The sequence below is a fragment of the Sulfitobacter dubius genome, assembly GCF_900113435.1.
Taxonomy (GTDB): Bacteria; Pseudomonadota; Alphaproteobacteria; order Rhodobacterales; family Rhodobacteraceae; genus Sulfitobacter; species Sulfitobacter dubius.
On the sequence record NZ_FOPG01000001.1, the window covers coordinates 751,114 to 763,459 of the forward strand.

General features: G+C 59.5%; 9 protein-coding genes and 1 tRNA gene. 5 read left to right on the plus strand and 5 right to left on the minus strand.

Going from position 1 to position 12,346, the window contains the following annotated elements:
* The first annotated feature begins 50 nt into the window (after positions 1-50).
* The 4 genes from BM229_RS03720 (at position 51) to BM229_RS03735 (ending at position 5,321) form a co-directional block, all read left to right on the plus strand.
* Entirely contained in the window at positions 51-2,111 is a 2,061-nt protein-coding gene (locus BM229_RS03720) for an ASKHA domain-containing protein (protein ID WP_093926325.1), read from the plus strand.
* Positions 2,111-2,956 carry a class I SAM-dependent methyltransferase gene (locus BM229_RS03725; protein WP_093926326.1) on the plus strand — a complete coding sequence of 282 codons (846 nt, stop codon included), beginning with the start codon at positions 2,111-2,113 and terminating at the stop codon, positions 2,954-2,956. The genes BM229_RS03720 and BM229_RS03725 overlap by 1 nt, the downstream gene beginning before the upstream one ends.
* A 41-nt stretch (positions 2,957-2,997) precedes the next feature.
* A tRNA-Gly gene (locus tag BM229_RS03730) sits at positions 2,998-3,071 on the plus strand.
* 198 nt (positions 3,072-3,269) lie between these two features.
* Positions 3,270-5,321: an ATP-binding protein gene (locus BM229_RS03735; RefSeq protein ID WP_093926327.1), complete on the plus strand. Its 2,052-nt coding sequence runs from the start codon at positions 3,270-3,272 to the stop codon at positions 5,319-5,321.
* Positions 5,322-5,382: 61 nt separating this feature from the next.
* On the opposite strand, the gene BM229_RS03740 is transcribed toward BM229_RS03735, so the two are convergent.
* From BM229_RS03740 to zwf, 4 genes are all read right to left on the minus strand, one after another.
* A complete protein-coding gene (locus BM229_RS03740) occupies positions 5,383-7,005 on the minus strand; it encodes a long-chain fatty acid--CoA ligase (protein WP_093926328.1) in 1,623 nt (540 codons plus the stop codon).
* A gap of 161 nt (positions 7,006-7,166) precedes the next feature.
* Positions 7,167-8,759: a glucose-6-phosphate isomerase gene (pgi, locus tag BM229_RS03745; RefSeq protein WP_420855239.1), complete on the minus strand. Its 1,593-nt coding sequence runs from the start codon at positions 8,757-8,759 to the stop codon at positions 7,167-7,169.
* Positions 8,756-9,427, minus strand: a complete 672-nt coding sequence (gene pgl, locus BM229_RS03750) for a 6-phosphogluconolactonase (protein WP_093927199.1) — start codon at positions 9,425-9,427, stop codon at positions 8,756-8,758. Before pgl ends, pgi begins: the two co-directional genes overlap by 4 nt.
* The gene (gene zwf, locus BM229_RS03755; protein ID WP_093926330.1) at positions 9,424-10,887 is read right to left on the minus strand and encodes a glucose-6-phosphate dehydrogenase; all 1,464 of its coding nucleotides are present in this window, start codon (positions 10,885-10,887) and stop codon (positions 9,424-9,426) included. The genes pgl and zwf overlap by 4 nt, the downstream gene beginning before the upstream one ends.
* 160 nt (positions 10,888-11,047) lie before the next feature.
* On the opposite strand from zwf, the gene BM229_RS03760 reads away from it, so the two are divergent.
* A complete protein-coding gene (locus tag BM229_RS03760; RefSeq protein WP_093926331.1) occupies positions 11,048-11,995 on the plus strand; it encodes a radical SAM protein in 948 nt (315 codons plus the stop codon).
* An 18-nt stretch (positions 11,996-12,013) separates the two neighbouring features.
* Here the strand turns inward: BM229_RS03760 and BM229_RS03765 are convergent, their stop codons facing one another.
* A complete protein-coding gene (locus tag BM229_RS03765; RefSeq protein WP_093926332.1) occupies positions 12,014-12,283 on the minus strand; it encodes an usg protein in 270 nt (89 codons plus the stop codon).
* Positions 12,284-12,346: the final 63 nt, after the last annotated feature.

Consider the following 12,346-nt stretch of genomic DNA (forward strand, 5'->3'; position numbering starts at 1 on the left):
CCTGCCGCGCGGAACGCTATGGTGGCGCAAAGAAGCAAAGGACGGCCCCGATGAGCAGTGATCCCCTCGTGATTTTCACGCCCTCCGGCAAGAGAGGGCGCTTTCCCAAAGGCACACCGGTGCTCACCGCCGCACGGCAGTTGGGCGTTGATCTGGACTCGGTCTGTGGCGGGCGCGGCATCTGTTCGAAATGTCAGGTCTCGCCGGGCTATGGGCAGTTTTCCAAACATGGCGTAACCGTCGCCCCTGATGCGCTAAGCGACTGGAACGCGGTTGAGGAGCGCTATGACGAGAAACGCGGCCTGAAAGAAGGCCGCCGTCTGGGCTGCCAGGCCACGGTGCAGGGCGACGTGGTGATTGACGTGCCACCAGAGAGCCAAATGCATAAACAGGTCGTGCGCAAACGCGCCGAGGCGCGGGAGATCGTGCTGAACCCGTCGGTCAAACTGTTCTACGTCGAGGTGACAGAGCCCGACATGCATGAACCCTCTGGGGATCTGGAGCGGCTGCGCACCGCGCTGGCCGAGCAATGGGAGCTGGAGAAGGTCACCGCCGATCTGCACATCCTCCAGATGATGCAGCCGGTCCTGCGCAAGGGCGCGTGGAAGGTGACCGTCGCTGTGCATCTGGGCGATCAAGAGAACGCGGCCCGGATCATGAACATCTGGCCGGGATACTACGAAGGAACGGTCTACGGGCTGGCGGTCGATCTTGGCTCTACCACCATCGCGGCGCATCTGTGCGACCTGCAAACTGGCGAGGTCGTGGCCTCCTCTGGCGTGATGAACCCGCAGATCCGCTTTGGCGAAGACCTGATGAGCCGTGTTAGCTATTCGATGATGAACCCCGAGGGCGCCCAAGAGATGACCCGTGCGGTGCGCGACGGGATGAACGCGCTCTTCGCCCAGATCGCCGAAGAAGGCGCTATAGAGCCAAACCTGATCGTTGATGCGGTCTTTGTCTGCAACCCGGTGATGCACCATCTGCTGCTGGGCATTGACCCGTTTGAGCTGGGCCAAGCGCCGTTCGCGCTCGCAACCTCGGGTGCGCTGCGTTTACGGGCCGAGGATCTGGACCTCAATATCCACCCCTCTGCGCGGGTCTATCTGCTGCCTTGTATTGCGGGTCATGTGGGGGCCGACGCCGCCGCCGTTGCCCTATCAGAGGCACCGGAGAAATCGGATGATCTGATGCTGGTGGTGGATGTGGGCACCAATGCGGAGATCCTGCTGGGCAACAAGGAAAAGGTGCTGGCATGTTCTTCTCCCACCGGCCCTGCGTTTGAAGGTGCGCAGATCAGCTCGGGACAGCGCGCGGCCCCCGGCGCAATTGAGCGGGTCGAGATTGACCCCGAAACCAAAGTGGCGCGGTTCAAAGTGATCGGCTGTGACCTCTGGTCCGATGAGGAAGGCTTTGAGGAGGCCGTGGCCAGCACCGGGATCACCGGCATCTGCGGCTCGGGCATCATCGAGATGGTCGCAGAGATGCGCATTCATGGCATCGTCGATGCGCCGGGGCTGATCGGCAGCGCAGAGCAGACCGGCTCGGCGTCGGTTTTCGCCGATGGGCGCACCAACAGCTATCTGGTGTACGACGGCACCGAAAAAGGCGGACCAAAGATCACGGTGACCAACCGCGACATCCGTGAAATCCAAATGGCCAAGGCCGCGCTCTATTCCGGCGCGCGTCTGCTGATGGACAAATTCGGCGTAGATAAAGTGGACCGTGTGGTGCTCGCTGGTGCCTTCGGCGCACATATCAGCCCGCGTCATGCGATGGTGCTGGGCATGATCCCCGACGCGCCGCTCGACAAAGTGACCAGCGCGGGTAATGCGGCAGGCACGGGGGCGCGGATTGCCCTGCTCAACACCGACGCCCGGGCCGAGATCGAGGCCACGGTGCGCGCCATCCACAAGATCGAGACCGCCGTCGAACCACGCTTTCAAGAGCATTTCGTCAATGCTTCTGCCATTCCCAACGCGGTCGAGCCCTTCCCGATCCTCAACAGCCTCGTGGCCCTGCCGGATGTTACTTTCAACACGGGCGGCGGTGGTGCTGGCGGCGCAGAGGGCGCGCGTGGCGGACGGCGCAGAAGACGGAAGACATCGTAATGAGCGATCAAGGCAACAGCGATCAGATCGACTTCTGGAGCAGTGCTGCTGGCCATAAATGGGTCGCGCGACAGGCAGAGTTAGATACCCTCATGCAGCCGGTGCTCGACGGTGTGCTGAAACGGGCGGACCTGCGCCTGGGCTTACGCGTGCTGGACATCGGTTGCGGCGCGGGCGCGGGCTGCCTCGCTGCCGCGCAAGCGTTGGGTGACAGGGGCGCGGTGCTGGGCGTTGACGTTTCGGAGCCGCTGCTTGATCTGGCGCGGCAGCGAGCGGCCGCCCTGCCCCAAATCACCTTTCACCACGGCGACGCCACCGCACTGCGCCTCGATCCGCCCTATGATCGCCTGATCTCACGCTTTGGGGTGATGTTCTTTTCCGACCCAGTTCTCAGTTTTACCCGCATGGCCGCGCAGCTTCGCTCCGGCGCGCGGATCAGTTTTGCCGCTTGGGGTCAAATCCCTGAAAACCCCTTTTTCACCCTACCGGCCCGTGCTGCCCGCGCGATCATCGGTGCCATGCCCAAAACCGACCCCGACGCCCCCGGCCCCTTCGCCTTTCGCGATCCCCAACGGGTGGACGCGACCCTCACGCAGGCAGGCTTTGCCGACATCAAATGTGAGGTGATGAAGCTTGATCTAACGCCCGCAGGCTCGGTGGAAGATTTGGCCCAACAGATGTGTGATATCGGTCCTGCAAACGGTACGATTACTCACTTTAAGGCATCCCCAGCACAGGTGGCCGAATTGCGCCAAACAATCGCCGATGCCCTGCGGCCCTACGCGCAAAACGGCCCTCTGCGCCTGCCCGCCGAGATCAATTTCGTCACCGCCATCAAACCCTGACTTGACCTTCTCCTGCACGCCGATTATCCCACCCTCAGCGCGCGGGTATGGTGAAAAGGTATCACGGCAGCTTCCCAAGCTTTAGTTACGAGTTCGATTCTCGTTACCCGCTCCACGCTGATTACCGCTGCCCTAGTGAGGCGCGGCATCTGCCCTTTTGAAACCCGCTGGTTTCTCGCAGATCAATCACTTGAATAGCTTGAAGATGCCCGAATTTTGCCATGATTTCTATCAATGGTAGCGGCCAGCAGGATGTAAACTACGCGCAGATGGCCCAACGATGTCAAATGCGCCCGGAGGCAAAGGATAAAACGTGGGCAACACGTTTCGGGACTACGCGACATCCAAGGCGTATATCATCGTCAATTTCATCGTGCTGTGCTGCGTGGCTGGCATCAGCTATTCGATCGTCAAACTGGATTATGAGCAGCATATCGCCAGCATGCGTCAGGACGCGCGCCAAGCGCTGCACGAACTCAGCAATCAGGTGCAGCACCAGTTTCAGGAAACGATCTTAGTCACCAAAAACATCGAGAATATTCTGCTCTCGGGTGAGTCGTTTAAAGACAAAAAGATTGAATTGTTGGTTAAGGAATTGAGGGAGCGGAACCCCGGCATAAGGGCCTTTGCCCTCGCCCCTGATCTGACCATCACCCAAAGCTATCCCAAACAGCCGAATGGGCCGACCATCGGCATGGCGTACAAAAACATTCCCGCACAGCTATCAGGCGTTGCAAACGCCTATCGCCGCCAAAGCCCAACCATCGAAGGTCCGCTGACGCTTGTACAGGGCGGTAGGGGCTACATCATGCATTATCCGGTCTTTGAACGGCCCACCGGCCTTGGTGCACCGCGCTTTTGGGGCGTGATATCGATCGTTTTCCAGCCTGACCGTCTGTTTGAACCGCATCAGAATCCCCATCAAGCCGCCGACTATACCTATAGCCTACGCGCTTTCCCAACAGGCGCGATCCCGCCAGAAATAGAGCCTTCGGCGCTGGACGATGGTGATCCGGTGCGCACCCGGTTTGAGCTATTGGGCAAGACATGGGAAGCCACGGCACGCCCGGTTAACGGTCTGCCGCCCTATGCCCCGCAAAGCCCCTACCTTGTGGCCTTCGCGCTGTTTGCGACCATCGCACTGATGGCCGGGCTCTGGGCGTTCCGCCGAGTTACGTTGAAAAAGCAAGAGGCCCACGCCCTTTTGGCAGAGGGCATCGGCTCGATCCAAGAAGGCTTTATCGCTTTTGATGAAAAGGAACGGTTGGTCACCGTAAACAGCAAATTTCTCGAGTATCACCCTGAGATTGTCGATCTTCTGGTCCCCGGCAAGACTATCGAAGAATTACTACGCCATTGGGTGGCCCGCAATCAGCATCCCGAGAATGTCGAAGAGCGCGAGGCATGGATCGCGAAGCGCCTCGCCCGTTTTCGCAACCCAAGCGGCGCCTTTAACCTCGAAGTCTCGGACAATTTCTGGCTCAAGGTCACGGAATCGCGCACGCCGCACGGATACACCGTGGGAATCTGGACCGACGTGACCACCGAAAAGCGCGCGCTAGACGCGGCCAAGGCTGCAGACCGGGAAAAGACCGAGTTCCTCAACAACGTCAGCCATGAGTTGCGTACCCCACTCACCGTAATCTCTGGCCGGGCGACCTTTTTGCAGCACGCCGAGAAACTGCCACAGGCACGCCGTTTGCACACCGCATTGACCAATAGCCCCAACGCCACGCCCGAAATCCGCAACAGCGTGGATGAGTTCCAGAATTTTGTCTCTAACCAAGCGGGCGGCATTGCAGGATCGTCCAAACATATGCTGCGCCTTGTCGAAGACCTGTTGGATTGGACCAAGGTCGCCCGTGGCAAGATGGAACTTGACCTGCAAGAGATTGAGACCAGCGATATCGCCCGCTCGGTCGCCGATGACCTGCGTCCGGACGCCGAGGCCAAGGGGCTCACCCTTACCTATGAAGACAACGGCACTGCCACAGCCAACGCCGATCCGGTGCGCTTGCGGCAGATCCTCTACAATCTGATTTCAAATGCTGTCAAATTTACGCGCAGCGGGAATATTCACCTCCAAGTGCATCAAACTGCCGGAGATATCAGCTTCTCAGTGACAGATACCGGCTGTGGCATCTCCGAAGAAAACCTTGAACGGGTTTTTCTGCGTTTCCAACAGGTTGATGGGTCCATGTCGCGGGAGAACGGCGGCTTGGGACTGGGGCTTGCGATTGCCGAACAGCTCGCCACGCTGCACGGCGGTGGGCTTGCTCTGGAAAGCACCATCGATGTGGGAAGCACCTTCAGGCTTACCCTGCCGCGTCCGCTGACCGACAGTGACCAGCGCCGCTCGGCCTGAACGGCAGTTTAGGGTGCGAAGGCCCCGGCCCTAGCTGGACCGGGGCGCTTTTTTCTTAGCTCTAGCCTTGCATCAGTACGTCGCCAAAACGCTCACGCAGATCACGTTTTAGAACTTTACCTGTCGCATTACGCGGCAGTTCCTCGGCAAAGACCACGCGGTCGGGCACCTGCCATTTCGCAACTTGATCTTCAAAGACCTTAAGAATATCCGCCTCTGACGGATCGGCCCCTTCGGCCTTTACCGCGATCAGAACCGGGCGTTCATCCCATTTTGGGTGCGTCGCGCCAATCACGGCGGCGTCGGCCAGATCGGGATGGGCGATGGCGATATTCTCCAACTCGACCGAACTGATCCATTCCCCGCCCGATTTGATGATGTCTTTGGCACGGTCACGGATAGTGATGTAGCCGTCTTTGTCCATCGTCGCGATATCGCCAGTGTCGAACCAACCGTCTCGCAGAGTGCTGTCGCGGTCGGACCGGTAATAAGCGTCCAAGATCCAGTGCCCGCGCGTGACCAGCGCGCCTTGGGTCTCTCCGTCATGCGGCAGCGGCTTGCCTGCGTCGTCCCAGATCTCAAGCTCGACGCCAAAGACCGGGCGGCCTTGGTTCTCGCGCAGTTTATGCTGCTGGGCCTCGGGCAATTCGCCGTGCTTCGCCAAGGGTTTATTGACGCTGCCCACGGGCGACATCTCGGTCATGCCCCAAGCGTGGATGGTCTCCACCCCATAGTCTTCGCGGAACGTCGCAATCATAGACGGCGGACAGGCCGAGCCGCCAACCACGGTGCGCTCAAGGCTGGTGAGCTCACTGCCCGACTTCTTGGCCGCCGCCAAGAGCCCCTGCCAGATCGTCGGCACGCCAAGTGCAAGTGACACGTTGTACCTGTCGATCAGCCCAACCAGCGACGCCCCATCGAGGTTCGGCCCCGGCAGCACCATCCGCGCGCCGGTCATGGCGCTGGCATAGGGGCAGCCCCAAGCGTTGACATGGAACATCGGCACCACGGCCATAACGATATCCCGCGCAGAGATCGCAATGCTGTCGGCCATGTTGATGCCGAAAGAATGCAGCACGGTCGAGCGGTGAGAATAGAGCACGCCCTTGGGGTTGCCCGTCGTGCCGGAGGTGTAGCACAGGCTCGACGCCGTATTCTCATCCAGATCGGGCCAGTCGAAACCGGCGTCACCTGAGGCGACCAATTCGTCGTAGAAGACCAGCCCCGGCAGTGCCTCGGCGGCTTCGGCATCAGGGCCGGACATCAGTACGAGATGCTTGAGATGCTCCAGCTTGTCGCGGATCGCGGCGACCAGCGGCACGAAGGTCTTGTCGATGAACAGCACCTCATCTGCCGCGTGATTAAGGATATAGACCAGTTGATCGGCAAAGAGCCGGGGGTTGATCGTATGGCAAACAAAGCCCGCGCCGGAGGTGCCGAAGTAAATCTCCAAATGCCGACGGTTGTTCCATGCGATGGTCCCGCAGCGGGCCTGCGGCGAGAGCCCCAGATAGGTCAAGGCCGCGCCCAAGCGCCGCGCGTTCTCGGCCACCTTGCCCCAGTTGGTTTCCTCGACCCCGCCTGTGGTTGAAACCGAGATGATCTCGCCTTCGGGGTGATAGCGTTCGGCATGAGCGATCAGGCTTGAGATCAGTAGCGGCTGCGTCATCATCTGGCCAAGCATAATGGGGATCCTCCAATCATTTGCGTCGAGACTGTCCAAAGGTCAGGGCAGTTGCAAGCCTTCCCCTCCGGCAAGTCGAAATCGGCAACGATAGGCAGCAGAATGGCCCGCGCAGGCGGGGTTCGCCTGCGCGGTTTTTCAATCAATTTTGGATGTAGTCCCTAGCCGCGATGCTGGTGGATATAGCCGATTAACCCGGCGGTAGAGCCATCCTTGCCCTCGGGAGAAACCTCTCCTTCGACCAGCGGCTGGAGTGATTTGGCCATTTCCTTGCCAAGTTCCACGCCCCATTGATCGAACGAGTTGATGCCGAGGATCACCCCTTCGACAAAGACGCGGTGTTCATAAAGCGCGATGATCTGGCCGAGCGTGAAAGGATCAAGTGTTTCATAAGCCAGCGTGGTTGAGGGCCGGTTGCCGGGGAAAACGCGGTGACGCGCTTGGCGCTCAAGCTCATCGCCCGACAGCCCGGCATCGCGCATGATCGCCCGCGCTTCGTCCAAAGACCGCCCGCGCATCAGCGCTTCAGATTGGGCGAGGCAATTGGCGATCAGCAAGCCATGGTGATGCTGCAATTCCGACTCATGCCCTTTGGCCGCGACCAGAAACTCGCACGGGATCACACGGGTACCTTGGTGGATCAACTGATAGAAAGCGTGCTGACCATTGGTGCCCGCCGCCCCCCAGACCACCGGACCGGTGTGGCGCGGGCTGTCAGAGCCGTCCATCTGCACGCCCTTGCCATTCGATTCCATCTCAAGCTGCTGCAGGTAGTCGGGCAGCATCTCAAGCCGTTGGTCATAGGGCAGCACCGCGCGGGTGGCATGTCCGCAGATTTGGTTGTGCCAGATGCCCACCAGCGCCAGAAGGATCGGCATATTCTCCACCGGATCGGCGGCGCAGAAATGGCGGTCCATCTCCTGCGCGCCGCGCAGGAAGCTGTCAAAAGCCTTGGGGCCAATGGCAATCATCAGCGAGAGGCCAATGGGCCCCCAGACGGAATAACGCCCGCCGACCCAATCCTCGAACCCGAAGACCCGCGCGGGGTCGATTCCAAACTCGGCGGTCTTGTCATCAGCGGTGCTGAGGGCCGCGAATTGCGCAGCCGGGTCACCGCCATGGTCCTGCATCCACGCCCGCGCGGTGCGCGCGTTGGTCATGGTCTCGATGGTGGTAAAGGTTTTCGAGGCAACGATCACCAAGGTCGTCTTGGCATCCAGCCCGCGCAGCGTATCGGCAATATGCGCGCCATCGACGTTAGAGACGAAATGACACCGCGGCCCATCGTGATAGGTCGTCAGCGCACGGACTGCCATCGCTGGGCCAAGGTCAGAGCCGCCGATTCCGATATTAACCACATCGGTAATCGCACCCGACCGCATTTGGTCGGCAAATTCACGCATCCGCGCCAGCGTGTCGCGGATCTGCGGCATGACATCCGCGCCCTCGACCTCAACCGGCCCGCCATCAAGATTGCGCAGGGCGGTATGGAGCACCGCACGGCCTTCGGTTTCATTAATCGGCTCGCCTGCAAACATCGCATCACGGCGGTGGGTCACCTTAGCGGCGTCGATCAACCGCAGCAGGGCTGCACGCGCCTCTGCGTCAATATTCGTCTTGGCGTAATCGAACAGCATGTGCTGCGTCCGCAAAGAAAATTCTTCGGCCCGTTTGGGATCTTCAAACAGCGATGTGATCTTGCGATCTGCCGTTGCACGTTGCTGTTCTTGCAAGTCTTGCCAAATGTCCATCATGCTGCCCAGTAGACTTCTATTTCATCGAGTACCGCCGCGATGGGCGCCTCTTCGGGTGAGAGTTTCTCCGCGCGTTCAAGTGCTGCGCGTTTTTCGTCGCCGAAAATCACCAAATGTTTGTTTAGCGCCCCATCCAGCACATGCGCCGGAAGTGTCACCCGCGCCGTTGGCTGGCCCTCGGGGTAAACCGGACACAACAGCGGCGCGTCAGACACAAGCGCATTGTTCAAGCTTGGGTCTCCGGGAAAGAGCGAGGCGGTATGCATGTCGTCGCCCATGCCCAACAGCAGCACCGAAATCGGCATATGGCGCGCCAAACTGGGTGCTACAGTCTCTGCCCCCTCGCCCGGCGACAATCCTGCGCGGAAAAATGGGATGAACTGCGCATTGGCAGCGCGGTCGTTCAGAAGGTGCTCTCGTACCAGCCGTGCGTTGGACAGGGGATCGTTTTCATCCACCCATCGCTCATCGGTCAGCATGACATCTACGCGGTCCCAATCCAGATCGGTCGCGCTGAGCATTTCGAAAATCGGACCGGGGGTAGACCCACCTGGTACGGCAAATGATACGCGGTCATTACCCGAAAGCGCCGATTTCAGTTTGCCCGCCAGTTTGTTGGCGACATTCATGACCAGCATTTCGCGGTCTGCATATTCGATGATGTTCATGGGGATACCTTTCGCCATTCACGGCCATCGCGCCGCATCATTTCACCTGCATCCGTGGGCCCCGCAGAGCCGCTGTCATAGGGCTTTGGCACATCATTGCGCGCCTCCCAGCCTTGGATGATCGGATCGGTCCAAGCCCAAGCGGCCTCGACCTCATCGTCGCGCATGAACAATGTCTGGTTGCCCCGGATCACGTCCATAATCAGCCGTTCATATGCATCAACCTGATCGCCCCCATCGGGGCCGAGCGCCTCGGCGAATGTCATATCAAGCGGCACATCGACAAGACGCATGCCCCCCGGCCCCGGTTCCTTGATCGTCACGCCAAGGGTGATGCCTTCATTGGGTTGCAGACGGATTGACAGCACATTGCGGTGCCGGCCCGCGTCCTCGGCAAAGATCGAATGCGGCGTGTCTTTGAACACCACGGTGATTTCGCTCGACCGGGCCACCATGCGTTTGCCGGTGCGCAGGTAGAACGGTGTGCCATGCCAGCGCCAATTACTGATATGGGCCTTCAACGCCACGAAACTCTCGGTCCGCGAGCGTGGATTGTCGACGGCATCACGATAGCTGGGCGCCTCTTCCTCATTGCCCTCTTCGGCCTCATACTGGCCACGTACCAGGTGATGTGGCAACACCGGGTCAAGCGCACGGATCACCTTGAGTTTTTCATCGCGCACCGCATCGGGGTCGAAACGCGCGGGCGGCTCCATCGCGATCAGGCACAAGAGCTGCATCAGGTGGTTTTGCACCATGTCCCGCATGGCACCGGATTTGTCGTAGTATTCCCCACGCCCGCCGACACCCACCGTTTCGGCCACGGTAATCTGGATGTGATCGACATACTGCCGGTTCCACAGCGGCTCGAACAGCATATTGCCAAAGCGCACGGCCATGAGGTTTTGCACCGTCTCTTTGCCAAGGTAGTGGTCGATCCGGTAGATCTGCTGTTCTTTGAAATAGGTCGCCAGCGTGGCGTTCAACGCCCGCGCGCTTGCCAGATCACGGCCAAACGGCTTCTCTACGACGATACGGCTGTCTTCGCCCGCCATGCCCCATTGTTGCAAACGTTCTGCCAAATCACCGAACAACCCCGGCGCGACAGAGAAGTAGTAAACCTCGATCCGATCCTTGCCTGCCATCATCTGCTGCAATTCGGCCCAGCCGGTTTCGCCCCGCGCGTCGATCGCTACGTAATCAAGCTTGGCAAGAAATGCGTCAAGGTTATCGCATGCATCCTTGCCGCCGAACTCACTGATCGCCTCTGACACCATTTCGCGGTAGCCCGCGCTGTCCATCTCGGTCCGCGCGGCGCCGATAATCCGCGCCTCTTCGGGCATCTGGCCTGCGCAATACCGCCGGTAAAGGCCGGGCAGTATCTTGCGCCGAGCCAGATCGCCGGTGCCGCCAAAAATAACCAAATCGAAAGGGTCGACAGGGATAACGCGCGAAACCATTAATTATTCCTTGTCCGGGTAGATTGGCAGAGTTAGCGCAAACATACCTATTTTTACCTACTTCACAAGACTGTGCACCCCGCACCTTGGACTTTTAGGCAGGGCCGCAATAGCTTACCACAACAGGACAGGAACAAATGGGATCACGCAAGGACCAATCATGAAAGATATCGCGCAAGCAAACGAGGGCAAGTTCCAAAACCCGGCGGTGACCGCCAAGGGGGAACCACGCGCCACCGTAGCCCTGCGCGGCGCGGAGACGCTGTGGTTCAACACTGGCACCCTGTGCAATATCGAATGCGTGAACTGCTATATTGCCTCAAGCCCCAAGAATGACGCGTTGGTCTATATCACCGCCGATGAAGTGCGCGATTACCTTGATCAAATCGTCGAGCGTGACTGGCCCGTACGCGAGATCGCCTTTACCGGCGGCGAGCCCTTTATGAACCCGCAGATGGTCGAGATCACCGAAGCCTCGCTGGAGCGTGGCTATGAAGTATTGATCCTGACAAATGCCATGCGTCCGATGATGCGCAAATCTGTGCAAACCGGGCTGCTGCGGCTGCGCGACGCCTATCCGGGCAAGATGACTTTCCGCATCTCGGTCGACCACTACCGTCGCGATCTACATGACGCAGAGCGGGGTGCAGGTGCCTTTGATAAGACCCTTATCGGTATGGAATGGCTGCGGGATAATGATTTTCGCATGGCGGTCGCGGGACGGTCGATCTTTGCCGACAGTGATGCCGACAGCCGCGCGGGCTATGCTGCGTTCTATGCCGAACACGGGTTTGACATCGACGCAAACGATCCCGGTATGACGGTGCTTTTCCCCGAGATGGACGAAGCGGTCGAAGTGCCTGAGATCACCACCGCCTGCTGGAGCATTCTGGATGTATCGCCTGACGCGGTAATGTGCTCCTCCTCTCGCATGGTGGTCAAACGCAAGGGTGCCGAGAAACCCGCCGTGCTGGCCTGTACCCTATTGCCCTACGACCCCGAGTTCGAACTTGGCACAACCTTGGCCGAGGCAGAGCGTGACGTGTCGTTGAACCATCCGCATTGCGCTAAGTTCTGCGTGCTGGGCGGGGCGAGTTGCTCGGCCTGACGCCCCTGCCCTTTTGCTTCAATGCAGCGTGAACTCGCCCACTTGGTTCTGCCACTCACTGGGACCGATTAGTTTCCGATGCGTGAAACGGACCGAATGCAGCGGCCCATCCAGTTCAGCACGCCAAAATTCGACGAATTCGAACAGGCGCGGATGGTCTGGCGCGATGTCGTAATCCTGCCAGATATAGCTGTTCAGCACATGGCTATAGTCGGGCATATGATAAAAGAACTCTGCCGTGGTCAGCCCGTAACCTTTCAGCATCATTTCGGTTTCACTGCGGGGCATGTTGCGCCTCCTTTGCTGCCTCTGTATGACAAGTTTGCGCGGTGAGAATTACTTTTCAATGAA